Source organism: Vibrio sp. M260118 (assembly GCF_036533755.1).
Classification (GTDB): Bacteria; Pseudomonadota; Gammaproteobacteria; order Enterobacterales; family Vibrionaceae; genus Vibrio.
Window position 1 is genome coordinate 1 of sequence record NZ_JATABG010000012.1, and the last position, 26,813, is coordinate 26,813.

A 26,813-nucleotide genomic window follows, 5' to 3' on the forward strand; every position below is an offset into this window, starting at 1 on the left:
TTTAGTCTTGTTACAATAGAGCATCTAATTGTAATAAAAAAGCGTTAAACACTCCGCGGGGTGGTTAACATTAAAAGATCGAAGCTTTATTGTAGGCCAATAAGGCTGCTTATTGAATACTAGTATGAATCAACCTATTGCGCTTTATCTATCTGCTCTTCGCCAAGTTGATTGGCAGCATCCGGAACATTTTAGCTTTTTTACTCAAAGTGCAAAAAAATGGCTGTTAGAACAGGGCTCTTTGTCACGTTTATTAGAGTCTTACTGTGATTCGTTAACGGTAGACTTGCTGCATAACAAAGTCGTTCGAGCTGAAAAACTGAACGTACAAGAACAAGAGTTACTCACTCTGGAAGACTGTTTACTGCGTAAAGTCGTTTTAAAAGGGGATGGAGAATCTTGGGTGTTGGGCCGAACTTTAATCCCTCAGTCTTCTATGCAGGGGCAAGAGTATGACTTGGCTCAGCAGGGTGAGATTCCGTTGGGTTTGACGGTATTTAGCGCCAATGATGTAAAACGTGATGCCTTGCAAGTAGGTATCGTAGAGGTTAATGGCCATCGTTTATTGGCTCGTCGCTCTCGACTGTGGATGAACCAAAAGCCTATGTTAGTTGCAGAGTTATTTCTTCCTACCGCCCCGATTTATGCAAAGGAGAGCATTTAAATGACGGCAGATAAAGCAGTCGCCTACTGGCAGCTAATGCGCATGGATAAGCCAATCGGGACCTTATTGTTACTTTGGCCAACGCTATGGGCTCTGATCATATCGGCTGAGGGTCTGCCAAGTCTAAAAGTTCTATTCGTGTTTGTGCTTGGTGTTATTTTTATGCGCGCTGCTGGTTGCGTGATCAATGACTTCGCTGATCGTAAAGTCGATGGTCACGTTAAGCGTACTAAGCAGCGCCCACTACCGTCAGGCCGAGTGAGTTCTAAAGAGGCGATTGGACTGTTTTTGGTGTTGGCTGTTAGTTCATTCTTACTGGTTCTAAGTATGAATGCGCTCACTATTCAGCTCTCTTTTGGCGGGATCTTCTTAGCCTTTATCTACCCATTTATGAAGCGCTATACCCATCTGCCGCAACTGTTTCTTGGTTTAGCTTTTAGTTGGTCGATCCCTATGGCCTGGGCAGCCCAAGCGAATGAAGTTACCATGATGACTTGGTTTATCTTTGCCATTAACGCTCTGTGGACAGTTGCCTATGACACACAATATGCCATGGTTGACCGAGATGATGATTTAAAGATTGGTATCAAATCGACAGCTATTTTGTTTGGTCGCTTTGACAAAATGATCATCGGAGCTTTGCAGCTATTAACTCTAGCGATGCTCATGGCGCTAGGTACGTGGTACCAGCTAGGAGCGAGTTACTACTGGAGCTTACTGGCTGCGGGCAGCTTGTTTGTTTTTCAGCAGCATCTCATTCGTCATCGTGAGCGAGATTTATGCTTTAGAGCTTTCCTCAACAACAACTATGTTGGCATGATAGTCACCATAGGGCTGTTTATCGCATTTTGGTAAAAAGAAGGGCATCCATTGGATGCCCTTTTTAATACGGAAGTGACTATTTGGCGTCGGTTGTCTGACAGATACTCTCTTTTATTGTCAGTCTCACCTCAGGGTAGAGCATAGAGTAGAGGCGATTGGCCAGATCCTTACTCTTGTCACTGTCACAGTTGCCATCGTTATCTAGGTACGCTTGCTGCTTCAATGTTGTAAACAGTGCAGAGAATACCCCTTTGTCGAAGAACTCTGGCGCATTGATGCCGTGCAGGCGGCCCAAACGTTGCGCGATATCTTGGCTCTTCTGTTCTAGGTCTGATTTACCTAGTTCAGGGTTAGCGACGAGCAAGTTCAAGGCAATTGCGTAGCGTTGCAGTGTTTCGGTAATCGTACGGCCAAGTAGCACTAGCACTTGGGTGCTTGCTTGGTTTATCGCCACGTTTTGTTCGCTATCAATTGTGACTAAACCTTGGTGAGCAATCTCTTCAATGTAAGATTCAGTGAGCTCTCCAAGTTTCTCTTCATCAATGCTTAAGAACAGCTCTTGCTTTAAGAATGGGTAAACCAAGGCCACATTGTGCTTGATCTGCTCTAAAGAGAGTTGTTGATGACGCACTAGCATCTGCGCAATTAACGACGGTAACGCTAATAGATGAATGATGTTGTTGCGGTAGTAAGTCATCAAGATCGACTGATTGCGATCAAGAGAGACAATCTCACCCATGCTGTCGGTTTCAATAACAAACTTATCTAGTGACTCAGCATGCTTAACAAGCTCTTCGGCACTTTGGTCAGGGACCGTGTAGGTTGAAGAGTAAGGCACGTTTTTAAGCAAAGATAAGTAGCAATCAATTTGATTAACTAGGCTGTCGCGCGATAAGGCCCTTTGACGCGAAGCAAGTAGCGCGGTCGCACACAGAGTCAGTGCATTAGCTGCGGCCGCATCATTGATGTTGGTCATCATCTTAGTTGCAAGGCCGTTAACCACAGGGTTTAGCCACTGTGGTTTGGTCGAGCCCATAGGATCGATATCTTTCGTCCACTCAGGTGCGTGTTCATTAAGGTATTGATTAATTGGGATCGGCTCACCAAAGTTCACATAGCCTTGGCCGAAGTTACGCAGCTTACGAATTGTACGCAGAACAAGACTCGCATTCTCTTTCTCTTTGCGCTTGCCACGTAGCTCCTTGGCGTAAGTACCTACTTCCATCACATGTTCATAACCTATGTAGACAGGAACAAGTGTCACTGGGCGATTTAGGCCGCGGAGCATTGCTTGGATTGTCATTGCTAACATGCCGGTCTTGGCCTGAAGTAGACGTCCAGTACGCGAGCGTCCCCCTTCACTGAAGTACTCTACCGAGTAGCCTTTAGCAAATAGCTCGGCTAGGTACTCTCGGAAAATGGTTGAGTAGAGCTTATTGCCTTTGAAGCTACGACGAATAAAGAATGCGCCACCGCGACGGAAAATAGGGCCCGCAGGGAAGAAGTTAAGGTTGATACCCGCAGCAATGTGCGGTGGCACCATACCTTCATGGTAAAGCACGTACGAAAGCAGCAGGTAATCCATATGGCTGCGGTGACATGGTACATAGACGATTTCGTGTCCATCTTGCGCGAGCTTACGTACAGTCGCTGCGTTATTGATGTTTAAACCTTGGTAAATACGGTTCCATAGCCAGCCTAAGATACGGTCGCCGTTCTTAACTAACGAGTAAGAGAAGTTGGCTGCGATCTCATCCATAATCGCGTGCGCTTCTTTACGTACTTTCTCAATGGGTATGTCTTTCGAATTCGCTTCATCGGTGATGACTTTCTCGATCGCCTTTGACTTCATTAGGCGCTTGAACAGAGCCTGTCGGCTAGGGAGGTTCGGCCCCGATGCCGCTAGTTTTTGGCGAGAGAAATGAATTCGAGCTACACGTGCTAGTTTATGGGCAATAGAAGCATCTGTGCCATGTGAATCAGCCATATAGCGCAGAGAAACGACTGGGCTGATGCGTACCAAACAGTCGCGGCCAGACAGTAACACGGCTTTGGCTTTTTGCGGGCCATTCAAAGATTGAAGGTACGGTTTCTGCTTTGACTCTTTTCCAGGTTTACGACCCCAAAGCACGGTTGCTGGGATCATTTGGATATCGAGTTCAGAGTCGAATTTATGTAGCTCTAGCAAATCGGAGAATAAAGTAACTGAAGCACTTGGAACGTCTTGGTCGCTATCCATGACAGTGCTACGAGCAGAGGTAAAAACGTAACGGTTAAATGATTTGCCGTTGATTTCGACTGGCTCTAGTGGGTCGGGTAGTCCAAGAGCGACCACTTGCTTTTGCAGTGCAAGTAGATCAACAGCAGAGCGGTATGGCAAAGCGTAAATAATGGGCTTGTTTACATCAATACTATGATCTTCAATAGGATTTGAAGGAATAGTGGTCCCTTTAACTAACACTGACATTGGCAGTTTTAGTAGGGTTCGCGATAACATTCGTCCAGAAGACATAAGGTTCTTAGCCTCAAAAATAGATGGTTTGCATAAGCTCATTTCCAGTTCTGCAAAAATAGAAGTGGGAATGAGCTCAAGTGCGATTTTTTATAGCGGGCAAGGATACCAGAAACTGGTCTAACCTTTTACTGATTATTGACTAGGAAAACGTCAATTTTTGAGTCATTCAACTATCTGAATAAAATACAAAGAGATTTTAACTTGCCTCACAAAACACTTCATGGATTAAAACGGATTAAAAACGCCACGCGCTACTCCTGGCAGGGCCTTAAAGCGGCATTCAAACATGAGCCAGCTTTTCAAGAAGAGATCATCCTCGCCGCAATTATGATTCCCGCTGCGTTTTTCATCGCTGATAACCAATGGGAGAGAGTCCTTTTGATTGCCACAGTGGTACTAGTGCTGGTTGCGGAGCTGTTTAACAGTGCGATTGAAGCTGCGGTAGATCGAGTCGGAACAGAGCATAATGAGCTGGCTGGGCGAGCCAAAGATATAGGTTCAGCTGCGGTGATGGTGAGCATGTTACTCACTGGTTATGTGTGGGTAGAGATCCTTATTTTCTGACGAAATAGCGGTCAAAATGGCTAACTCACTAAAAAGTAAGCAATTGGCTTTGCATTTGTACAATTACTGGATATACTCACAGTTAACTGTATAAAAAGACAGGTGACTTATGAAGCCGTTAACGCCCCGCCAACAACAAGTTTTTGATCTGATCAAAAGCAAAATAGAAGACACTGGTATGCCACCAACACGTGCTGAGATTGCCCGTGAACTTGGCTTCCGTTCAGCAAATGCTGCTGAAGAACACCTTAAAGCGCTAGCTCGAAAGCAAGCGATTGAGATTATCCCTGGAGCCTCTCGTGGTATCCGCATTCTACTTGAAGATGCGGCCAACGATGACGAAGGTTTGCCTCTGATCGGTCAAGTGGCCGCTGGTGAACCTATTCTGGCTCAAGAGCATGTTGAGACACATTACCAAGTCGATCCAAGCATGTTCAAACCTCAAGCCGATTTCTTACTGCGCGTTAATGGCGAGAGTATGAAAGATATCGGCATTATGGATGGCGACTTGCTCGCTGTGCATAAAACCCAAGATGTTCGCGATGGTCAGGTAGTCGTTGCTCGTGTAGATGACGACGTAACTGTTAAGCGTCTTGAACGTAAAGGTGCGACGGTACTGCTGCATGCGGAAAACGAAGAGTTTGAGCCGATCAAAGTAGACTTAACCAGCCAACACTTAGCGATCGAAGGCTTGGCCGTGGGTATTATTCGTAATACCGATTGGATGTAATAACTGCTATTTGAGATCTATTCTCACCTGTTGATCTTGTAACTGATATTCATTATCATCTACTTTCTGGCTAAGGAAGGAAGATGATAATGGCCGTCGATCACACATCAGCTAAACATCGCTATCAAATCCCTGCTAATTTATTGCAGCCATTATGGCTTCGTAGCCGAGAAAGTTTGGTTGATAATGGCTTGGTTTACGATCCAATTGCAGCGCGTGCCTGTCAGCGCTGCCAATTGGCTCCAGAATGCCTCTCTGGTGATATTGACCAGAAACAACTCCTTCATGTCACGCTAACTCAACTGTGTGATCAGCAAGTCTCTACTTTTATTAAACGCAACCCTGATGGTTGGATCGTCAACGTCGGTGCGGGTCTCGATACACGTTTTTATCGCGTCGATAATGGTCGTTGTAACTGGCTAGAGTTAGATGTGACTGAAAATCTACTTTGGCGTCAGAAGTTGTTCCACAGTAGCGAACGCTATCATCATGTATGCGGTAGCGTTGACGATATCAGCTGGTTAGAGCAACTCCCTGTCCCTGAAAAAACACCCGTGATGATAGTGTGCGAGCACGCTTTACTCGATTGTAGTCAACGCCAAGTAGCTAAGTTTATTCAAGCGTTAGGCTGTCATTTTGATTCTGCACGCGCTTGTGTCGTTTTGGCCGGAGACCTAAGCCATTCCAAGCTCGGTCAGAAAATGGGCGCTGGACAATATGCTCATGGCTACAGTGCCCCCGGGGATGCTATGCTCGGTTATCTTCCTTGGGCGCGCTGGGCAAAAACTTACTCTCCACTTGAGCGAGACTGCAGTCGCTGGAAGCTTTGGCAGCGCTGGCTGACAAAGATTAACTTCCTAAAGCAAAGATTAACCCCAGTACTGGTTCAGCTTCGCTGGTAATCTAGTTACACTTGTTGCTCAATTCATCCTAGAGTGACAAAGTGCAAATTCTTCACACCCTTGCCAATCGCGCTGTACATAAGCAAGTGCTTCTGCTTGCTATCCCTATGGTGCTCTCAAATATTACGGTTCCGCTGCTTGGGTTAGTGGATGCCGCCGTTATTGGCCACCTAGAACATGCTTGGTATTTAGGTGGTGTTGCTCTCGGTAGTACCATGATCAGCGTGACTTTCTGGCTACTGGGCTTTTTGCGTATGTCGACCACTGGGCTTACTGCTCAATCCTATGGGGCAGAGAGCAAGCATCAGCTAGGTTTGGTTTTTAGCCAAGGCATGACTATGGCATTGGGTTTCGCCGCTGTGTTTCTTCTCTTTCATCAAGCCATTGCCGAGTGGGTGTTTAGCTTCAGTGATGCTAGTGAACAGGTGAAGCATTATGGCGCGCAGTACTTCGCTATTCGTGCTTGGAGTGCCCCTGCTGCGTTGGCTAATTTCGTACTGCTCGGCTGGTTACTGGGAACACAAAACGCTAAAGCGCCAATGTGGATGGTGATCATTGCCAATGTCACTAACATTGTTCTCGATCTCTTGTTTGTGATTGGCTTAGGTTGGAAGGTGGAAGGGGCTGCACTGGCTTCTGTCATCGCCGATTACACTGGGATGAGTTTTGGCTTAATTTGCGTATGGCGTAAATGGACCCAAGATAACCTGCCGTCTCTGCTCCACTTACTTAAAGATACAACCAATGGTTTGAGTCGTTTTGTGAAGCTCAATCGAGATATCTTTTTGCGCTCGCTCTGCCTACAAGCGGCGTTTACCTTTATGACTTTTCAAGGCGCCAGCTTTGGTGATGAAATCGTTGCCGCCAACGCGGTGCTAATGAGTTTCTTGATGATGATTTCATATGGTATGGATGGTTTCGCCTATGCAATGGAAGCTATGGTGGGCAAAGCGATTGGAGCTAAAGACAGAGAGCAGCTTAATCAGTCATTGATCGGAACGTTTTTCTGGAGCTTGGTTATTTGTGGTTTGTTGACGCTCGTATTTGCTCTGCAAGGATCGAATCTGATCGGTTTGATCACTGATATTGAAAGTGTCCATGCACTGGCGATGGATTATTTGCCTTGGTTGGTGGCGATGCCGCTAGTCTCTATGTGGTGTTTTTTGTTTGATGGTATCTTTGTTGGAGCAACGAAGGGTAAAGAGATGCGCAATAGTATGTTCTTCTCTACCTGTACATTTTTTGCTGTCTTCTATGCTTCGCAAGGACTAGGTAACCATGCTTTGTGGTTGGCCATGTTAAGTTTCATGGCAATGCGTGGCATAACTTTAGCTATCACCCTAACGATACAATGGCGGCAAAATACCTTTTTGGCCTAGCTGGAAGAATTGCATATCAACTAAAAAGCCGCGACTGGTAATGGTCGCGGCTTTCTATTGGTTGATGGTTTATTTAAAAAAGACGGTTAAGGCCATTGAGTGCGGCTACACGGTAGGCTTCTGCCATGGTTGGGTAGTTGAATGTGGTGTTGACGAAGTACTCGATGGTATTCGCTTCCCCTTTCTGCTCCATGATGGCTTGACCGATGTGAATGATCTCTGCAGCACGCTCACCAAAACAGTGAATACCGAGTATCTCTTTGGTTTCGCGATGGAAGAGAATCTTCAAACTACCGATATCTTTACCTGCAATCTGGGCGCGAGCTAAGTGTTTAAACGAAGAGCGGCCTACTTCATAGGGTACTTTCGCCGCTGTCAGCTCTTGCTCGGTTTTGCCCACAGAGCTGATCTCTGGAATGGTATAGATACCGGTCGGGATATCTTCAATTAGGTTGCCGTCAGCCTTACCTTTGGTTATCGCCTGAGCGACAAAACGTCCTTGATCATAAGCTGCGCTTGCGAGGCTTGGATAGCCAATCACATCACCAACAGCGTAAACATGCTCAACCTCGGTTTGGTAATTACCATCAACTTTAAGTTGCCCACGGGAGTCTCCCTCTAAGCCAACAGCAGACAGGTTGAGTTTATCTGTGTTACCCGTACGGCCATTGGCGTAGAGAATACAGTCGGCGCGCATTTTTTTACCTGACTCTAGGTGGACAATAACGCCATCGTCAGTGCCTTCAATTTTTTCAAACGTTTCGTCGTTGCGAATCACGACGCCACTATTCCAGAAGTGATAAGACAGCGCATCGGATACTTCGTTATCCAAGAAAGCCAGTAAGCGATCACGGGTGTTGATTAAGTCAGTTTTTACGCCAAGACCACGGAAGATAGAGGCGTACTCACAGCCAATCACCCCAGCACCATAGATGATGATATGGCGCGGATCGTGTTTTAGGCTCAAGATAGAGTCGCTGTCGTAAATGCGTTCATGCATAAAGTCGACATTGTCAGGTTGGTATGGGCGAGAGCCTGTTGCGATAACGAAGCGATCGGCACTGTAGGTCTCTTCAGTTCCATCACTCTGCATCACAGCAATTGAGTATTTATCAATAAAGCGCGCGGTACCAAAGATCAATGAGCATTGGTTGCGGTCATAGAAGCCTTGACGCAGTCGAGTCTGTTTATCGATAACTGATTTTGCGTGACCTAGAATATTGGAAAAGGTGGAGTGAAGGCTAGTGTTGTTGTGGCAGAACAGCGGGTTGTTGTTGAACTCAATAATACGGCTGACTGCGTGACGCAATGCTTTAGATGGTATGGTTCCCCAGTGGGTACAACCACCTCCGACACTGCTTTCCTTTTCTACAATGGCAACGTTCAAGCCCGCTTTGGTTAATCCCATTGCAGCCCCTTCTCCGCCAGGACCACTACCAATAACGATTACATCAAAGTGGTTACTCTGCGCCATAGTTTCTTCCTTGTTATATAGTCTTAACATTGCTTTAGCGAGATTTTAACTGATTCCGCTAGTGGGTACACCTAAAGCATACTAGACAGTCGTAGAGATCACGTAGAATCAAGCAAATAGATTAAAGCGCATGTGTAATGTCTCTTATTGACAGGGGATTGATTGTAAAATCAAGCCAACAAGGTTTAATTGCGATTTGATTTTGGCTAGATGACCTAAATAATCTCCAAACATAAACAGAGCTAAATTTTGGCTTATTTCCTTAGGTCAATCGTTGTATATTAGTGAATGTCGTAAAAAGGAAACTAGAAAAACAACTATGAAATCCATGGGAATCCGTGCTCAGCAAAAAGAAAAAACACGTCGCTCTTTGATTGATGCTGCATTCAGTCAGTTGAGCGCAGACCGAAGCTTTTCTAATCTGAGTTTGCGCGAAGTCGCTCGAGAAGCGGGTATCGCTCCAACCTCATTTTATCGTCACTTTAAAGATATGGATGAGTTGGGTTTGACCATGGTCGATGAAGGCGGCTTGCTGCTGCGCCAGTTAATGCGCCAAGCACGCCAACGTATAGTTAAAGAGGGCAGTGTTATTCGAACGTCGGTAGAGACCTTTATGGAATTTATCGAAAGTAGCCCTAACGTTTTTCGCTTGCTGTTGCGTGAACGTTCAGGAACCTCGTTTGAATTTCGTACGGCAGTCGCCCGAGAAATGCAGCATTTTGTCGCTGAAATGACAGAGTATTTGATCAGTACCGGTATGGATCGTGACGAAGCTTTCACTCAAGCGGAAGCATCGGTCACGCTAGTATTTAGTTCAGGTGCTGAAGCACTAGATTTAAATCGACGTGAACGCGATGAACTCGCCGAACGTCTAATTATGCAATTGCGAATGATAGCCAAAGGGGCTTTCTGGTATCGCAAAGAACGTGAACGTAACCGATTAAAAGGTGGGATAGATTAATGTCGAATGAAATAAACCAAGTTAATCGTGGCTCTGAGAAGAAAACGTTGGTGCTAGCGTTAATCGCTGGTATGTGTGGTGATGCTATGTTGTCATGGCTAACCATGAGTGAAGTCTCTTTCTCTATTTTTCCATTGATTGCTCTCGTACTGTCAGTACAAGCACTATATCGAGAATACCTAACGAACCCAGTATCAGAAGATATCCCATTAGTGGGTTTAGCCTGTTTCTTTGTCGGTGCGTTCGGCCACTCCGCATTTATTAAAGCACAGTACCCAGATGCAGGTTCGAACATGTTAGCGATCTTTATTACGCTAGGCTTGCTGCTTTGGGTAGCAAGAAAGTTGGGCTTTCTAACTGCACCAACTAAAGCAGAATCTTAATAGCTGCTTTTAGGAATAAAAAAACGAGCCATCTGGCTCGTTTTTTAATGGATGTAATCAAGGATTAAGCTTTACGCTCGAGTAGAACACCGGCTTCCATATGGTGGGTAAATGATGTGATGAATCCAGTGGTGTCTATTAACGTCCCAAATTGATGGCTAATGTGTTGATATTAATGGCTTTGCTTGTGCTTGGTTGTCCAGTGGTGTTTCAGGAGATACAATAGAAACTCACCTGTCGCCGTACCCCACGCCGTACCCAGAATTCGAGAAGGTTGGTTATCATGACAAAGCGAATTAATAGCAATGCAACCTTGCAAGCGCTGAAGCCACAAGATAAAGAATACCTAATTCCAGATAAAAAAGTTGAAGGGCTTAATATTCGAGTTCGGCCAACTGGCACCATGACCTGGACGTTTCGCTATCAGGTGGGCAAGAAGCACGAAAAAATATCAATGGGGCGATACATAAAGTCTAAGCCAGAAACGGGTATGACTTTGGAACAAGCAAGACTAGAAGCTGGGCGGTATCGTAGTTGGCTGGAAAATAACAATAATCCGAAAGAAGAGCTTGCAAGAGAACGTCGTGAACAGGATGAAGCTAAGACGTTTGATGATGCATTTGCAAGCTTCGATGAGAAGCGCTTATCTAAACAGTTGCGTGGAGAGCAATCGAGAGCTGTCTACCTGAGAGATATCAAACCATTTATCGGCGCTATTAAGTTAGCAGACTTGAACATCGCAGATCTCAACAGAGTCTTTGATGCTAAAGTGGACAAGCAAGGAAAGCGTATGGCTGGCGCAATCGGCGTCTGCCATAAAATCATCAATCAGGTTATTAATCATGCCTTGGCGTTAAACATGCTCACTGCCCATCCAGCGCCGCAATTGAAAGCAAAAGATGTTGGCGGTGGTTCGAAAGTGACCAAACGAAATCTTAGTTTTTCGGAGCTAAAGATACTGTTGTCGAGCCTAGACACATGGCGTACAGATCCTGCCAATATCGGTTTATTCTCTTTCTTGCTTGGAAGCGGTCAGCGGATTAGCGCTGTACTTGAGATGCGTTGGAGTGAGCTAGATTTTGACAACAGAGTTTGGACATTGCCAGCTAGCTCTGAGGAGCGGCACACTAAGAGCCAAGATAGCCGCGAAATACCATTAAGTGATTATCTCATCGAATTATTACAAGAGCAGCGTAAAAACGTACCGCGCAAATGGAAATTGGTGTGGCCTCAAGTTACGGCTGATAAGGTCCAGCAAGCGTCCGCCGTGCGTGCTTTAATCAAACGAAATCTTCCAGAAGGCGTGGAGCGCTTCTCGCCTCATGATTTACGCCGTACCTTCATCAGTCGCTGTAGTGAAATGGGGCTTGATATTATCGCTATTGAAAAAGCGGTAGGCCACCAGCTTCCGGGCATGTTGAATGTATACAACCACCACGGTTACTTTGATGAGCAACTGGCTGTATTGCAGGCCTGGGGTGAGAAGCTACAAGAACTGACTATTGATAACGTGGTTCCTTGGGAACAGAAGAGCGTGAGCTGAGTAATTTCGTGTTACATGCCCCGTCAGCACGCATCTGGACGAAAGTATTATAGACTTTACTAAATTAGCAAGATGCGGATTTTTGGAGCTAATTTTTGCTTGGCTGCACTCAATAAAGGCGAGTAGAGTTCATCTTGAACTATGTGCTCTGGCTAGCTCTCGCTCCACCTCAACTAACGGATGCTTTGCGTTATATCGGCAAATCTCATCAATCGTTTCAGAAACATTTTTCCACACTAGATACATTTCATCACTAGATACACTGAAGTCATCTGACTGAGCCAGCGTGTCTAGTGCGTCTTGTACCCTACTGTGCTCTAGGAATGGGCTAAGCGACTTAATCAAATTGTCCCTATGGTTAACACGCATATTTTGATTAAACCAGTTTCGTCGATAATCGTCATAATCCAATCCGATGTAGTCCCGATTTCCTGTCATCGTATCCCACAAATTGAAAAACAAGCATTTGGTATTGCGACTGATCAGAGACTCATTTTGCCTCAGAAAATACGGGTATCTTGCATTTTTTACTCTTTTCATAGCGCCCCTTTGCTAGATAAGCCTGAGTTTCGACTTATGACTTCGTCAATTCTATTTGAAATAGAAGCTCAACTAGGTCGGATGAACTAACATCATCCCATCGCAAGTAACTATCCAGAGAGCTTGTTCCAGAGTCTTTGCCCAAAACTTTAAGACATACAGTTTGGTGATCTACCGATGCAGAAACCCAGACTTTTCCACCTTGTTGACAAAGGTATGTTGAACCTTTGAGGCCATCTTTTTGAATACGCTTCTTCCAAGTGTCAACTTTTTGTGTGGTTATTTTTAAACTCATAGTATCCCTAAAAACTGAGTCCAAGAGCGAATCGCTATCTAGATGAATTATGTTACATAGGTGAGAAAAACTTAGTCAAATTAAAGATTATTGAAGTGTGATAGAAAAGCGAGCTAACTCATTTCGGGGCAAAAGCGACCTAGAGTAATCTTTCAGATCTGACTACATCGCTGTTGGTGAACTAGCAGATCACGTCCTGACTAATCCAATTAACGGCTTCCTATACAGAGGTACTGCTTGGGCTGGTGAGCTCTTCCAAGAGCTTTTCAGGGTCTGCTAGCTTCGCTTCTGCTGCTTCCACTCTTGCTGTCATAGACTCCAGCTCTTTGGCGATACGTTGATTCTCGGCTTTGAGCTCAGCGATTTCTTTATCCTGGTTATTGAAGCGATTTTCTTTTCGTTCTTTCGCTAATTCGTGCTCTAAGTGCTGAGTTGCTAACGCCACTTGTTCGGTAACGATGTCATTTGAAAATAGTGTGGCTAAAAAGCCCGTATCTAGTTTAAACCCTCGCAGCTCTAATTTTCTAAGTTGGCGTTGAAGCTTTTCGATTTCGTCAGCTTTTTCCAGTAAGAGGTTAATTACATAGCTGAATGACCGTTGCTCTCGTTTGGCAAGCCTCTTAAGCTCGCTTCTCGCTTTGCGTGAGATGGTGTAATGGCCTTCCCAGGTAGATTTATCTTCATTCTCTGGGTGACGCTTGTCCCAGATCGACCATGCCGCCTTGAACTGTTTGATCTTGTTTCGGGCCGCATGGCCTTTATCGCCATTTTCCGCCCATGTCTTAGCATCTCTTAGGAAAGCTTCTACGTAATCTCTCTGTGTGCGATACGTCTCTGGTGCTGACCAACGTCCTTTAGCTAGATAATGAGCTAACCAGTTGACTTGACGTTCGTCATCAATATCTATCCAAGCCAGCCTCTTTTTCATCTTAGGATTTTCTTGTTTTGGCTCTCTAAGCACGGACACCTCATGGTTGTATTTTGTAGGGCATTTACAGGTTAACCAATCACAAAAAATCTATCTGTGATTAAGCTCATGCATATACCGTTTGTATGTTAGTAAACATGTTTTATACATGTTATGTTCTCTTATCTGACCTGTTTAGATCCCCGATAAATAAAGAAAAAGGTAAATGACAGTGCATTTATCACTAAAACCAGAAGAGTTTATTTTGTTGGTATCCATTGCCCGAAAGTTTGGTTTCGACAGGGAGTTCGAGATATCGATGAAGGACATGACGGAAGTACTTTTTGCGTCGAGAAAGGCCGTATACAACTTGATCGCTAAGCTCAAAAAGCACGATGTGTTGCGCATATCCGAAGGTGCAAAAGTCAGAGGGAAGGGGAGAAATTGCTACACGTTTTACTCGGCATTAGTGGAGCATCTTGAACACAGACAATTGTTCAATCAACTACTCCAGAATGATGATGCCATTAACAGAATCTTGAGCAATGACAGTTCGCTGAGCTTTCGACGGAAACAAAAAGACTCGCCGTTCCCAAAGGTAATGCAGCTAAGAAGTTCACATCGCTTGTTCCTATCCATATTAGCCCTCAATGCGGATAGGTACGGGTGCGTTAACAATCTCTCCAGAGCGGAAATTTGCCAGCTGATGGGGCGAATATCTGGTAGCCGTTTCAAATCGCAGCTAGATACACTTATTGAGGCTGGTCTAGTGCAAATTTATTTTCCTGGGGGGGCTGATAGTTACCTCTTCGGAAAGATGAAAGGCGTGTTTTACCTAAATTACACTCATCCGGTTTTTTCTGATAGAGCGAAAGTACTCAAACGCTACAAGGTCCATGTACCAGTTATTGTTAGGTCCACAGAGCAAACCGAAGCCTCTGCGCTGATGGAAGTAGCAAGCTCGATTTACCCTGACAATAATCATGATATAGCGAGTGGTAAAGCCCGCCGATACCCACTTTTGGATCCGTTCGATATGCTACCTAATATCGGTAAGTTGTTGGGGTGTTTTACTACCAATAGCGACGAAAAAAATCGCTCTGTAGCTTTGTATGTGCACGATCGCTATCAGTTGATGCTGTATCAAATTGCGACGTATTTTTTAAACCACCACATTGATGATATCGATGATACCGATTTTCTGAATGCTGATGAAAGAGAAGAGGATAAAAAACAACTGCTAGAGTTGATATCTGTAGAGCGAATGAAGGCATCGATCCCCACTTCGTGTTGGGCTGATTTCAAACAGTGGCCCTTGGCTAAAATGATATCTGTCAGCGAGTTTGATCAAGCGACCCCATTAAACCTGTTTCGGACGTTGATGGTGGTGTGTCTTAATCAAGCTTTGACAGTGGCGAGACGTTTCAAATACTTGATGACTTTGGTCACGGATGATGCTGACTTTACACATTGCTGCTTGCTTCCGGTATTTGAATACCAAGCGCTTGTTACCAATTTTGAGTATTTGGCCAAAGGAGCGAATGATTCAGCCTACAGCCACTTGGAGTTGGAAGATAAAAAACACGATGAGGCTTCAGGCATGGTAGCAAGTGCCAATGAGCATGATTTTGTGGTGACCTCAAAAAATGAGGTGGTAAAGACCGTCAGGGCTATAGACCTCAATAGCGCGTTGGTAGCTATGCCAAGAGCCCATAAAGATCGAGGCTCTGCTGAGTGAAGATGGAAAACAAATCGAGTCGACCTGTCCCCTTGTCTGGCAAGTTTATTCCAGAGCACTTTCTCAAATGACCACATCAACAAACCTTACGATTTTGGATCTTACATCGCCACGTTTGATGGGGCATCGTGATGCGCGAAAGTTCGGTTTGGTAATATTAGTAGCGATCCCTAATTAATAACATTAATAGCTCTCTCTAAGAGAGCTTATAAGTAAGACAGTAATCAAGTATAGCCAGTCCATAGTGACTGGCTGATTATGGTAAAAAATAAACCTGATCCAACTGCTATGTCGAGCAGGAGGATCAAGATGAAGAAATTCAACAAGCAATACTTACCGAAGGAACATCACGGAGCCACTTATCAGGGCTATGATGTGTTACCTGACTACAGCATGGGGCAGGATTACTTAGCAGCACTGCTGCGTGTCATGAGGTTTACTACTGGCTGTTATGCCAGAGTATGTATGTTTCGATTTGACCTACACTTACCAGAGCAACCAGATTGTCCAGATTACCCTTCAGAGTACGATACAGACGTGATAAGCAAAGCGATTCAATCATTAAGGGCGAAGAGTCACGCTAGGTGCAAACGTAAGCGAAAGGACCGCAGTCTGCGTCATCTGACAGACATTTACTACGTGTGGGCAAAAGAGATCAATAAGTCGAATCAGTCGCACTATCATGTTGCTCTGTTTGTTAACAAAGACGTATACAGGGGATTTGGAGATTATCAGTCTGATAAAGACAGCATGGGCAGCATGATTATCGAAGCGTATGCCAGTGCTTTAAAGCGTCCTGTTGAGGAGGTATCAACGCTGGTGCATTTTGCAGTAGGCAAAAAAAAGAGTGAACGTACAGAGACCGATGATCCGCCAGTGCTCTACCTCGATCGCAATTCTGAAGAGTTTGATGCGCAGTTTAATCGGGTATTTACGCGTGTGAGCTATCTATGCAAGCTGGAGACCAAGTGCTTTGGTAACCGGACCAAGAAATTCGGTAGCAGTCGCGGGGGATAACTTCGTCGCTAAGAGTGTGCGAAAGGGCAAAAAAATCAGGTACTACTTGCGCACCTGATTTACTCACCTTAAAGCCCGAAATCTGCTTTAAGGTTTGCGTACTGCTGCTCTAGCTTGTCTTTGGCTTGCTGCTTACGAACGATAAGTGGCACACGGTCACTCATGCGGTTAGCTACCTCATCAACGTTTGCTAGTTCAGACTGATACCAGCTATCTAGCTCAGCTTGAATCTGTTGCGGGCTCAGCGTGTGCTTGATGCTGGTTACACTCAACTGCTGAATGGCGTCAGAGGCCGCAGCGCTGGTGGATAAAGCTAGTAGTGTTGCGGATACAAGGGTAGTGATTCTCATGATATTTCCTCAAGGTTAGGGATGCAGCACGGATGTGTTGCATAGTGCTAGTTTGAATTTACAGGGTGTTCTGGCAGTGGGTGCCGTATGGGATAAGTCGGGTTGTGGTGGGTGTAATTGTCGAAATGTGAAAAAAGACGTTTTTTCTTAATAATATGCTTGCAAGACTTGTTTATTTACGATTGGTCTAGCTTGCGTTCACGGTGATGCTATCGAAGGCATCCATATCCAGATAAGCCAAAAAGTTCGCTTGCCAGGCGCGGTAGAGCTCGATGAATCCAGAGCTGTTTATTTTTTGCCAGCCAATACCCGTCGCAAAGGCCATCTGGTTTGCAATATCAAAGTCGATATCACGCTCTAGCTCTGGGTAACTAAGGCCAAAGTAAGCGAAGTCTGTGATGTAGTTGATGTGCCATTTATCATCACTGCCTTGCGTGATGGAAATCTCCACTGGATGATAGCCACCAGCTTCGCTGCTGTAGCTGGTGTCGCGGTAGTTCAGCGTGAACGAACGTGGCACATTGTCAGTCGCTGTCTTTTGCACTTGCTCAATGATCGCCTTGTAGAAAGCATCAGAGATGGGTAACACGCAGCGATGGAACTGCATTTTGGTACTGTTGATGGTAGTCATGAGGTACTCCTTCGAGTCGTTTGAATGGAAAGTTGGATTAGCGTTGGTGATCGAGTTGCTGAGATTGAACGCTGACTAGTGACGCTCGAATATCATCAAAGCCAGACTCGTTTATTTGCTTCATCACGGAACGCTCATACGCAGCATAGAGCTCAGTCACTTTAGGTTGATGTAGGTCACATCGGCTGATATCAGGTTGATAGAACCAGCTTCGCAAGAAGTTAAAGTACAGCTCAACCTCCACATTGTTGGCCTGTTCGTCGGGGTATGAGAAGCTGGCAATAAACACAATGCGCCACAATGGGCTGCAATCATTTGTTTGTTTTTTCTAGCTGAATCTCCAGTGGGTGAAAGCCTTTTCTGCTTTGGTAGTAGCTGTGAACGCGAAAGTTAAGCACGATCCGTTTTGCATTAGCAGGAATGGCTAGTTGGCTGACAAGCGCTTGCAGGTATTGCACCAGCAACGGGTGTGGTTTGGTTTGACTCATAGCAGCCCCCTTTCAGCGAAAGAGACCGAATCTTCACCAATGATGATATGGTCCAATATTCGGATATCCACTAGTGCGAGAGCTTGCTTTAAACGCTCAGTAATGTGCTTGTCCGCTTGGGACGGCTCAGCTATTCCAGATGGATGGTTATGGGCAAGAATGACAGATGCGGCGTTTTCTTTGAGCGTGAGCTTTACTACTTCACGTGGGTAGATGCTGGCTGCATCGATAGTGCCGTAGAATAGCTCTACGTAGTCAATTAGTCGGTTTTGGTTATCCAGCAACATAACCGCAAAGGTTTCTCGTTCAAGGCCTCCAAGTTTGAAGCGTAGGTACTCTTTTACCTTGTCTGGGTTGGAGTAGGTGTCGCCGCGCAGGTAGGTGTCAGCCAGGATTTCAGCCGCTTTTTCGAGTATCTGCTTGGCGGCGGTGGGGAGTGTCAATTCATAGTCGTACATGCCGTGTCCTCCTTCTATCAGCTAGGCAATGCACAACGATGATATGTATGTGAAATGTTTTTAAATCGAGCGGTAAGCGGATAAGAAAAGGTGGAGACGGCCGTCTCCACCTCTCTTATGCACCTGACCAATTAAAGCCAGATATTACCCGCGTCATAGCCGCTCTTTGCTGAGCAAGGCTGCCTTCCTTTATCGCGCTTGAGCTTTTCACTCTGGAGTTAAATAAGCAAATGAACTTTCGCGCAAATTTCAGCGCAGAGCCGAGCTACATCAATACCTTAGCCTTATAGAACATTCATGACTGGCCTATTAGTTCAAAGGTAAAGCGGGGTGCCTGTACAAGCAGAACGATGCTATCACTCACCTAGTCAACGGGTGCCGGATGGGATTGGCTAGTTGAGCTTGATGGAAAAATCGGAGAGTGGGTGTGGCGAGCTGTGGTTGTTCTGTTGGTTGGGCTCATTGATGTGATATCGCGTCAGGTCGAAACTTTCGGGGTAGGTGAAACTATAGGTCGAAACATGCAACCGCTGAATCTCATTGAGTGGTGCGTATTGGACCTTCGAATATGACTCACTCTGAAACACTAACAGCAGCGTATGGTCACTGGCGAGTAAGCCAAGGGGGATAGCATCAACGATATCGTGTTTTGCTCCAGAAGTAGGCTCGATTGTCAGGCTCACTCTTCGGTTGTGATAAAGGGCGATACAGAGATTTTCGAAAACGCTGCTCTCTATAGCTAATGGCGGTGTGCTGGTGGTTTGTGTATGGACTTTCTTGGGTGCGAGTAAATCTGTTTCATCATTGAGTGGTGCATGTTGAATCATGGCTTCCGTGAAGGTTGATTCAACCGCGCTCATCAACTCCTTTGGCAGTACCTGCCTTAGCTGCTCTTCAGCCAGTGACAATATGATGGCTTCTCTGGCTCCTATCGTTCTCTTGTTGTTACTTCTACGAGAGTAGCCGTACGGCTTATCTCTGGTGTCTTTCTCTACATCAAAATAGCGGACTAGCACATCCAGGTTACGCTGGATGGTACGAATGTCCCGCTCAAGATTGATTTCCTCTAGTCGAGCTTGTAGCTCGGATGCAGTGATTTTGCGCCGAACTGGTATGCGCTTATACAGCTCGAAGGCAAACGAAATGCCATCGGCGATACTGGGTTTACGGTGTTTTGCCATTGTCATTTTCACTTATTCAGGCAAAGCAAGGTCCTACCCATGAGCCTAGTAGGCTGGGTATCTGATGCTATGCACAGGATTGATTAGAGGTAGGTTCTCAGATGAACCGGAGTTGGATGCCGGATCCGATATCGTTAAGTGAATTTTTGTCGTATTGATCCTTAATATCGAAGGTGCTCGCTTTGATATTAAGTATCTGAAAATCAGTTATTTCGACAAATACCCTTGCCCATGCCCGCTAGAGACGTTAATGGATCTCTATGGACAAAAAAACGCTTCTTGCCCTTGTTCTGAGATGAATACAGCAAGGACATTTTCAATGAGATTGATCAGACTACCCGAGGTATTGCACAAGGTTGGGCTGTGTAGAGCGCAGGTTTACAACATGTGTGACAAAGGCACTTTCCCAAAGCCCGTTTCGCTGGGAGCGCGGACCGTGGCGTGGAATGAAGATGAAATCAATGACTGGATGATGTCGAAGATCAGACAACGTGATGCAAGGAGCGTGTGATGGAGTATCGAATAATAACAACCAAGCTATCAAAACGCAGTGAGAAGCCATATATAGAATCGACTTTCGAGTTCTTTGAAGTAGCAACAGACCAGTACGAGCTAAGCCTAGAGGCGTTGTCCAACTGCTATGAACGATTTCGACGCTACTCATCACATACGCCAAGAGCGCTGATGGTACGGGTGAGCTTAAGTGGTATTCCACAGGGCATTGAGCCTAGTTCTGATCATTTAAATCGATGGTTACTTCTGATGCAAATGAAAGTAAACGGCTGGCTTGGTGAGAATGAAACAGCCAAGCCGAGTTGCAAGCTAACCGCGTTTTCGAAGCTCGAAGATCAAGAGCGTGGCGGTCTGTGTTTTCGAGTTGCGGTGCTGTTTAACTTGGATGCTCTAGGGGAGGATGACTTAATCGCGCTGAGGCGGCGTATTGAAGAGGCGGCTCGCGCAACCTGGTCTGAAGTTGCTAACTTGCAGTTCGAGGGGCCAACTAGGTTTGTGACTTTTAACGACCACCAAAACTTCATCATTCTGGATAAAAGAACCGAAGAGGGGCAATTCAACCGACGAGTCGCCTTTAAGTACTTAAGCCAGCTGACAGAGTTAAATATCAGAGCCAGGTTTGTTCTGCGCTCGACTTTTCAGACGCACCGAACGCGCTTCAATGAATCTAAAACCCGTCAGTACAAGTAACAGCGCACTGCTTTGCTCTTGGCCTTGTCTAGAGCAAAGCTTCATGCCAACGACAATGGAGAATTTATCATGCGTTTTATTCGCTTAAACGAAGTCAAAGCAAAAACAAGCCTCAGCAGATCGGGGATCTATCGCCTCATCAATGCGGGATGCTTCCCCGTTCAAGTGCAGATTGGAGAGCGAGCGGTTGGTTGGGTAGAAAGTGAGATTGAAGAATGGCTTGAGGGCTTTCAAGCTGGCAGTGAGTTTGCCTTGAATCATGACACTCGCCATTTTCTTGATAGGTTATCGAATTATCAATAGAGGGTGTTGTTGCTGCCGTATCGGCACATTGTTTGCTGAGTGTCCAATAATCTCTCAAAACTTAGACGAAAAGTGCTAAAAAATAACTACCTAGTGTAAACTGATTCACAGTTTCAGTTGGCACAGGAACGTCCATGGCTTCGTCAAATTTTGATTTTTTACAGGGTGTTAACGATACCTTGTACGCAATTGCGCTATCGGCTGAGCGCAATCTACATCAAGACCCGCATACCACTCTATTTAAAGTGCGCTTGCTCTCCGAAGAAATCGTTAATTTCATTGCAGAATTAGTCAACCTGACACCCAATTTATCCACCTTCGACCAACTTAAAGAGCTGGGTAGTCGAGGTTTGTTGGATGATGAGCGGTTGGCAATATTCCATGCACTTCGTAAGCACGGCAATAAAGCAGCACACGGTTATTACAATAACCCTGTCGCGGCGGGCCACGCTCTTGAGATATCCCATAAAGCGGCGGCAATTTACTATCGAGTAAAGACAGGTGAAGCCAACTTCCAACCAGCTCGTTTTATCCCACCACAGCCAGAAAATGACGATGCCTTGGTTGAGCAGTCAAAGCAAGAGATTGAAAGGCTTCAGTCGATTGTTGCCAAGCTAGAATCGGAAAAGAGTGAAGAGTACCAGCTTAGACAAAGCCAAATTTCTCTTTTAGAGGCTCAAAGTGAAGAAAGCTTCAAAGAGGCGCAGGTTCGAATCCATGAGCTTGAGCAGCAGCTACGCGAGCAAAGCCAACAAGTTCAAACAGCCGATGACCAGCAAGCCAAAACCCTTAAACAGCGTGTCGAAATTCTTAAAAACAGCCGGATTGATCTAACAGAAGACCAAACCCGTTTCATCATAGACCAACAACTGAGAGATGCAGGCTGGGAGGCCGATTCAGTTACCCTTGATTATCGCAAAGGTGTTCGCCCAGAAAAAGGTCGCAACATGGCGATTGCTGAGTGGGAAATGAAGGGCAATCAGCATCGCGCCGATTACATCCTATTTGTTGGTTTAACGCCTGTGGCAGCGGTAGAAGCCAAACGCAAGCGAGTGAACGTATCCGGCGCTATCTCACAAGCAGAGCGCTACAGCCGTCAATTTGACCCTAGCAATATCACCTTGCCCGAAGGGGAAATTAAGCCAGCATGGCTAGAGGCAGGTAAAGATAACCCGTGGCGGGGCTGTGAAGGAGAAGAGAGCTACAAGCTGCCTTTTGTCTTTGCGTGTAACGGAAAACCTTTCTTGCGTCAGATGCAGGAGCAAAGCGGCACTTGGTTCCGAGATTGTCGCTTACCGTCCAACGCCAAGCGCGCCTGTCAAAGCTTCATGAGTCCGCCTGGTCTATTGGATTTGTTACACCGAGACCACCAAAAAGCTCAGCAGGAAATGGCGAAGGAGCCATTTGAGTATCTGGGTTTACGTCCTTACCAGAAAAAGGCAGTGATAGCGGTTGAAGAAGCCTTGGCGCAAAACCAACGTGAATGTTTGTTAGCGATGGCAACGGGGACAGGTAAAACACGCACTATCATTGGCCTGCTCTATCGCTTCTTAAAAGCAGAGCGATTTAAGCGCATTCTCTTCTTAGTAGACCGTTCATCGCTGGGCGATCAGGCAACGGAATCGTTTACTGAAACGCGATTGGAGCAAAACCAGTCACTCACGCAAATCTACGACATCAAAGAGATGGCAGAAAAGCTGCCAGAAGCAGAAACACGCGTGCATGTTGCCACCGTACAAGCGATGGTGAAACGTCTGTTTGAAGAGAAAGACAATGACGATGAAAATGCGCTAATTCTGCCCGTTGACCAATACGACTGTATTATTGTTGATGAGGCGCACCGAGGTTACACACTAGACCAAGAACTGGGTGAAGCCGAGCTGGTGGCGCGAGATCCTAACTTGTTCCGCTCTAGTTACCGTCGAGTGCTGGACTACTTTGATGCTGTGAAAATCGGCTTAACCGCTACCCCAGCCGCGCATACGTCAGAAATATTCGGCCCCCCTGTTTACACCTATTCTTACCCAGAAGCGGTTGCGGAAGACTACCTGATTGACCACGAAACACCGATTACCTACAAAACCAAACTCAATCAAGCGGGTATCAAGTTTAAGCGGGGTGAAGAGGTGGATGTTGTCGATACCCTCTCGGGTGAGGTTAGTAGCGTCGAGCTGGAAGATGAGCTGAACTTCAATGTTGAGAACTTCAACCGCACTGTCATTAATGAAAGCTTTGATCGCACGGTATGTGAGGCGCTGGCAGCGGATATTGACCCAACAGGGCAAGAGAAAACCATGATTTTCTGTGTCACTGATCAACACGCAGACCGTGTAGAGCGGCTATTGGTTGAGGCGTTCCAAGATCTCTATGGCGATGATGTGCCCGCACATGCAGTACAAAAAATCACAGGCAGTACCGATAAAGTCAAAGAAGCCATCCGTAAGTTCAAAAACGAAACTTTCCCTAGTGTCGCGATTACCGTCGATTTGCTGACAACGGGTATCGATGTGCCTGAGATCTGCAACTTAGTCTTTATGCGCCGTGTTAAGTCGCGCATCCTGTATGAGCAGATGCTTGGCCGTGCCACACGTCGCTGTGATGAGATAGGTAAAACTGTCTTTAGAATCTTTGATCCTGTTGATCTGTACGCAACATTAGAGCAAGTCAACACCATGAAGCCTGTGGTAAAAAGGCCCAACATCAAAATTGAACAATTGATTGATGAAGTCTCTGATGAGAGCAATCAAGATTTGCCTGGCAGCGCAGAAGGTCGAAGCTTTGCCGATGATGCCCTTGATGAGCTGAGTCAGAGAGTGATGCGCGTGATGCGTAAAGCGCAAGCCAGAGCTGAAAAAGACCCGCTACTCAAGCAAGAGCTAGAAAGCATTGAAGCCGAGTGGGGTTGTCCAGCGGATAAAATTCACCAGCAATTGCATCAAGCAGGCCCGCAACAAGCGGCGCAAATGCTGGCAAAACATGGCAACTTAGCCAATCGCGTCGAAAGCGTGCGCAGTATGCTTAATGGTGGTAAACAGTATGTGATATCTGAGCACAAAGATGAGTTCATGATAAGAGAGCAGAACTTCGCAGCCTACAGCAGGCCAGAAGATTACCTCACCGCCTTTGAGCGCTTTATTAAAGATAATGTCAATAATAATGCCGCTCTCAAAGCTGTGGTCAACAAGCCAAAGGAGCTGACTCGCGCTCAGTTAAAAGAAATTCGTATTTTGCTCGATCAAGAGAAGTTTAAAGAAGCGGATCTGCAAAGTGCCTGGAAGCAAACCACTAACAGAGATATTGCTGCATCGATTGTCGGGCATATCCGCCGAGCGGCACTGGGTGAGGCATTGGTGCCGTATGAGAGGCGCATTGATATCGCTATGGACAGTATCTACGCCATGCACTCTTGGACGAAACCACAACTGAAGTGGTTAGAACGTATTGCTAAACAGCTAAAGAAAGAGATTGTCTTACAGACTGACGATATCAATCGCAGCTTTGCACAAGATGGCGGTAGTAAAGGGCTGGATAAGCGTTTAGGCGGTCAGCTTGAGCATGTGTTAGACACACTGTCAGAACACATTTGGCAGCAGCAAAGCTAGTGTGCGCTGGTGGTATTTCAACCAAACGCCACACTAGTGTTATTTAGTGAAAAGCTAATCGATAGGCTGAGTGGTACACTCAGCCTCATTATTTATGAATACCCCAAATTATTACTACGAAATGGCTTACTAAGTCGAGTGGTTGGAAGAGACGGAAAATCAAAATGAACAACAACGAAATTGTACAAAAACTGTGGAAGCTGTGTGACGTATTACGTGATGACGGTATCACTTATACCGATTACGTAACCGAGCTAGTACTGCTGTTGTTTATAAAGATGGAAACCGAACAGGCTGAAGCAGGAGTAACCGCTCACGTTCTGCCAGAAGGATGTCGCTGGCAAGATATTACAAGCCTAACGGGTATCAAACAGTACGACCACTATCGTCAAATGTTGCTTGATTTAGGAAAACACCATGATCCGCTTCTAGCGGCAATTTATGCTGGCGCGCAAACCAGCCTTAAAGAGCCAAAGCACCTTAGCCAACTGGTCACTCGTATTGATGAGTTAGACTGGTTCTCTGCCCGTGAAGATGGCCTAGGCGATTTGTATGAAGGCTTGTTAGAGAAGAACGCGAACGAAACCAAATCCGGCGCAGGTCAGTACTTTACGCCGCGCCCTCTGATCGACACCATCGTTAAGCTGGTTAAACCCAAAGCAGGTGAGACCATTCAAGATCCAGCCGCTGGTACAGCAGGCTTCTTGATTGCAGCGCACGAGTTTATTAAAGCGGCAACTGATGATCTGTATGACTTAAGCGAAGATGAGCGAGACTTCCAAAAGCGCAAAGCCTACAACGGAATGGAGCTAGTCTCCTCAACACGCCGCCTAGCACTAATGAACTGCTTGTTGCATGGCATTGAAGGTGAAGACGACGGGGCGATTCATCAAGGCAACACGTTGAGCGGTGAAGGCGCCAAGCTTCCGAAAGTTGAGTTAATTCTCTCTAACCCGCCATTTGGTACATCGAAAGGTGGTGGCGGTCCAACTCGCGATGACCTGACGTTTGAAACCAGTAATAAACAGTTAGCCTTCTTGCAGCATATTTACCGTCACCTAAAACCAGGTGGCCGCGCCGCTGTGGTATTGCCAGATAACGTGTTGTTTGAAGCAGGTGTAGGGCAAAAGGTGCGTGAAGACCTGATGCACAAGTGTAACCTGCACACTATTTTGCGCTTGCCTACGGGTATCTTCTACGCTCAAGGAGTGAAAACCAATGTGTTGTTCTTCCAAAAAGGCACGCCAGAAAACGACAAACAAGAGCAAAACTGCACCAAGGAGACATGGGTGTACGATATGCGCACCAACATGAACACCTTTGGTAAGCGCCGCCCACTGACGGAAAAGCACTTTGAAAGCTTCATCAAGGCTTATGGCAAAGATGCTAACGGACAATCACCACGCACCGAAGGCGTATGGCAGCAGCTAGGCGAGGTAGAAAGTGAAGCAGAGCAAACAAGCGACAGCGCCCGTTGGAAGAAGTTTAGCCGCGAATATATCCGTGATATTAAAGGCGACAGCTTAGATATCTCATGGCTAAAAGACCTAGAAGCTACCAGCGCAGAAAACTTGCCTGAACCAGAAGTATTAGCGGGCGAAGCGATGGCGGAGCTAACAGAAGCCATGTCTGAGATTTACCAACTAATGCGAAGCCTTGGTGCAAATGATGAAGCCGAGCAACAAAAGCAATTGCTAGAGCAAGCCTTTGGTTTGATCGATGCGCCGGAGGTTGATTGATGAGCGAGTTGCCGAACGGGTGGGCGGAGAACACTCTGGGAAATTTAGTTATTGTTGAGCGAGGAAGCTCTCCACGTCCAATAAAGAATTTTTTAACAACTAGCAGCGAAGGAGTGAATTGGATAAAGATTGGTGATGCAAAGAAAGGTAAAAAGCTAATCACTTCTACTGCTGAAAAAATTACTAAAGAAGGTGCGCTCAAATCCCGATTTGTAGATGTTGGTGACTTTATTTTGTCTAACTCAATGTCATTTGGTCGCCCATATATAATGGGAACCTCTGGCTATATACATGATGGATGGTTTGTTTTTCGTCTCCCTAAACAAATCAACCGTGACTTTTTCTATCATTTACTCTCATCAAGGTACGTAGTTGATCAGTTTAATAGTCTAGCTGTAGGAGGGGTGGTAAAGAATATTAGTGG

Annotated in this window: 27 protein-coding genes; 17 read left to right on the forward strand and 10 right to left on the reverse strand. The window is 45.8% G+C overall.

Features of this window, described 5'->3' with window-relative positions:
• The first annotated feature begins 124 nt into the window (after positions 1-124).
• A complete protein-coding gene (locus QTO00_RS01755; protein WP_331422590.1) occupies positions 125-664 on the forward strand; it encodes a chorismate lyase in 540 nt (179 codons plus the stop codon).
• Positions 665-1,519: a 4-hydroxybenzoate octaprenyltransferase gene (gene ubiA, locus QTO00_RS01760; RefSeq protein WP_331422592.1), complete on the forward strand. Its 855-nt coding sequence runs from the start codon at positions 665-667 to the stop codon at positions 1,517-1,519.
• Between the two features lie 43 nt (positions 1,520-1,562).
• Here the strand turns inward: ubiA and plsB are convergent, their stop codons facing one another.
• Entirely contained in the window at positions 1,563-3,998 is a 2,436-nt protein-coding gene (gene plsB, locus QTO00_RS01765) for a glycerol-3-phosphate 1-O-acyltransferase PlsB (protein ID WP_331422593.1), read from the reverse strand.
• Positions 3,999-4,202: 204 nt separating this feature from the next.
• On the opposite strand from plsB, the gene QTO00_RS01770 reads away from it, so the two are divergent.
• From QTO00_RS01770 to dinF, 4 genes are all read left to right on the forward strand, one after another.
• Positions 4,203-4,565, forward strand: coding sequence for a diacylglycerol kinase (locus tag QTO00_RS01770; RefSeq protein WP_331422594.1), 363 nt, complete (start codon positions 4,203-4,205; stop codon positions 4,563-4,565).
• Between the two features lie 109 nt (positions 4,566-4,674).
• A complete protein-coding gene (gene lexA / locus QTO00_RS01775; protein ID WP_331422596.1) occupies positions 4,675-5,295 on the forward strand; it encodes a transcriptional repressor LexA in 621 nt (206 codons plus the stop codon).
• Positions 5,296-5,384: 89 nt separating this feature from the next.
• Positions 5,385-6,197: a class I SAM-dependent methyltransferase gene (locus tag QTO00_RS01780; protein WP_331422623.1), complete on the forward strand. Its 813-nt coding sequence runs from the start codon at positions 5,385-5,387 to the stop codon at positions 6,195-6,197.
• A 41-nt stretch (positions 6,198-6,238) separates the two neighbouring features.
• Entirely contained in the window at positions 6,239-7,576 is a 1,338-nt protein-coding gene (gene dinF, locus QTO00_RS01785; protein ID WP_331422598.1) for an MATE family efflux transporter DinF, read from the forward strand.
• Positions 7,577-7,649: 73 nt separating this feature from the next.
• Here the strand turns inward: dinF and sthA are convergent, their stop codons facing one another.
• A complete protein-coding gene (sthA, locus tag QTO00_RS01790; protein WP_331422600.1) occupies positions 7,650-9,080 on the reverse strand; it encodes a Si-specific NAD(P)(+) transhydrogenase in 1,431 nt (476 codons plus the stop codon).
• Positions 9,081-9,369: 289 nt separating this feature from the next.
• Here sthA and fabR point away from each other — a divergent pair, with 289 nt between their 5' ends.
• The 3 genes from fabR (at position 9,370) to QTO00_RS01805 (ending at position 11,937) form a co-directional block, all read left to right on the forward strand.
• Positions 9,370-10,011, forward strand: a complete 642-nt coding sequence (fabR, locus tag QTO00_RS01795; protein ID WP_038209859.1) for an HTH-type transcriptional repressor FabR — start codon at positions 9,370-9,372, stop codon at positions 10,009-10,011.
• On the forward strand, positions 10,011-10,394 hold the full coding sequence (locus QTO00_RS01800; RefSeq protein WP_331422601.1) for a YijD family membrane protein: 384 nt from the start codon (positions 10,011-10,013) through the stop codon (positions 10,392-10,394). Before fabR ends, QTO00_RS01800 begins: the two co-directional genes overlap by 1 nt.
• 283 nt (positions 10,395-10,677) lie before the next feature.
• Positions 10,678-11,937: a tyrosine-type recombinase/integrase gene (locus QTO00_RS01805; RefSeq protein WP_331422603.1), complete on the forward strand. Its 1,260-nt coding sequence runs from the start codon at positions 10,678-10,680 to the stop codon at positions 11,935-11,937.
• 129 nt (positions 11,938-12,066) lie between these two features.
• Here the strand turns inward: QTO00_RS01805 and QTO00_RS01810 are convergent, their stop codons facing one another.
• Both QTO00_RS01810 and QTO00_RS01815 read right to left on the reverse strand, forming a co-directional pair.
• Positions 12,067-12,477 (reverse strand): hypothetical protein, encoded by a 411-nt coding sequence (locus QTO00_RS01810; RefSeq protein WP_331422605.1) that lies wholly within the window; start codon positions 12,475-12,477, stop codon positions 12,067-12,069.
• A gap of 515 nt (positions 12,478-12,992) precedes the next feature.
• On the reverse strand, positions 12,993-13,700 hold the full coding sequence (locus QTO00_RS01815; protein ID WP_331422606.1) for a hypothetical protein: 708 nt from the start codon (positions 13,698-13,700) through the stop codon (positions 12,993-12,995).
• Between the two features lie 205 nt (positions 13,701-13,905).
• Between QTO00_RS01815 and QTO00_RS01820 the strand changes: the two genes are divergently transcribed.
• Positions 13,906-15,417 carry a hypothetical protein gene (locus QTO00_RS01820; protein ID WP_331422608.1) on the forward strand — a complete coding sequence of 504 codons (1,512 nt, stop codon included), beginning with the start codon at positions 13,906-13,908 and terminating at the stop codon, positions 15,415-15,417.
• 309 nt (positions 15,418-15,726) lie between these two features.
• Entirely contained in the window at positions 15,727-16,434 is a 708-nt protein-coding gene (locus QTO00_RS01825) for an inovirus Gp2 family protein (protein ID WP_331422609.1), read from the forward strand.
• A gap of 68 nt (positions 16,435-16,502) precedes the next feature.
• On the opposite strand, the gene QTO00_RS01830 is transcribed toward QTO00_RS01825, so the two are convergent.
• The 6 genes from QTO00_RS01830 to QTO00_RS01855 form a co-directional block, all read right to left on the reverse strand.
• Positions 16,503-16,784 (reverse strand): hypothetical protein, encoded by a 282-nt coding sequence (locus tag QTO00_RS01830; protein WP_331422610.1) that lies wholly within the window; start codon positions 16,782-16,784, stop codon positions 16,503-16,505.
• A 187-nt stretch (positions 16,785-16,971) separates the two neighbouring features.
• Positions 16,972-17,415, reverse strand: coding sequence for a DUF2787 domain-containing protein (locus QTO00_RS01835; protein ID WP_331422612.1), 444 nt, complete (start codon positions 17,413-17,415; stop codon positions 16,972-16,974).
• A gap of 37 nt (positions 17,416-17,452) precedes the next feature.
• Entirely contained in the window at positions 17,453-17,704 is a 252-nt protein-coding gene (locus QTO00_RS01840) for a DUF2787 family protein (protein WP_331422613.1), read from the reverse strand.
• A 22-nt stretch (positions 17,705-17,726) separates the two neighbouring features.
• Positions 17,727-17,903, reverse strand: coding sequence for a DUF2787 family protein (locus QTO00_RS01845; RefSeq protein ID WP_331422614.1), 177 nt, complete (start codon positions 17,901-17,903; stop codon positions 17,727-17,729).
• Positions 17,900-18,361 (reverse strand): RadC family protein, encoded by a 462-nt coding sequence (gene radC, locus QTO00_RS01850; RefSeq protein WP_331422615.1) that lies wholly within the window; start codon positions 18,359-18,361, stop codon positions 17,900-17,902. Before radC ends, QTO00_RS01845 begins: the two co-directional genes overlap by 4 nt.
• A gap of 392 nt (positions 18,362-18,753) precedes the next feature.
• Positions 18,754-19,542: a hypothetical protein gene (locus tag QTO00_RS01855; RefSeq protein ID WP_331422616.1), complete on the reverse strand. Its 789-nt coding sequence runs from the start codon at positions 19,540-19,542 to the stop codon at positions 18,754-18,756.
• 319 nt (positions 19,543-19,861) lie between these two features.
• Between QTO00_RS01855 and QTO00_RS01860 the strand changes: the two genes are divergently transcribed.
• The 6 genes from QTO00_RS01860 to QTO00_RS01885 all read left to right on the forward strand — a co-directional run.
• On the forward strand, positions 19,862-20,053 hold the full coding sequence (locus QTO00_RS01860) for a helix-turn-helix transcriptional regulator (protein WP_049845329.1): 192 nt from the start codon (positions 19,862-19,864) through the stop codon (positions 20,051-20,053).
• Positions 20,053-20,745, forward strand: a complete 693-nt coding sequence (locus QTO00_RS01865; RefSeq protein WP_331422617.1) for a hypothetical protein — start codon at positions 20,053-20,055, stop codon at positions 20,743-20,745. Before QTO00_RS01860 ends, QTO00_RS01865 begins: the two co-directional genes overlap by 1 nt.
• Before the next feature lie 69 nt (positions 20,746-20,814).
• Positions 20,815-21,048, forward strand: a complete 234-nt coding sequence (locus QTO00_RS01870; RefSeq protein WP_331422618.1) for an AlpA family transcriptional regulator — start codon at positions 20,815-20,817, stop codon at positions 21,046-21,048.
• Positions 21,049-21,182: 134 nt separating this feature from the next.
• Positions 21,183-24,650: a type I restriction-modification system endonuclease gene (gene hsdR / locus QTO00_RS01875; protein WP_331422619.1), complete on the forward strand. Its 3,468-nt coding sequence runs from the start codon at positions 21,183-21,185 to the stop codon at positions 24,648-24,650.
• Positions 24,651-24,814: 164 nt separating this feature from the next.
• On the forward strand, positions 24,815-26,389 hold the full coding sequence (locus tag QTO00_RS01880; RefSeq protein ID WP_331422621.1) for a class I SAM-dependent DNA methyltransferase: 1,575 nt from the start codon (positions 24,815-24,817) through the stop codon (positions 26,387-26,389).
• Positions 26,389-26,813, forward strand: a 425-nt coding sequence (locus QTO00_RS01885) for a restriction endonuclease subunit S (protein ID WP_331422622.1), incomplete at its 3' end; no start/stop codon positions are given. The genes QTO00_RS01880 and QTO00_RS01885, both read left to right, overlap by 1 nt.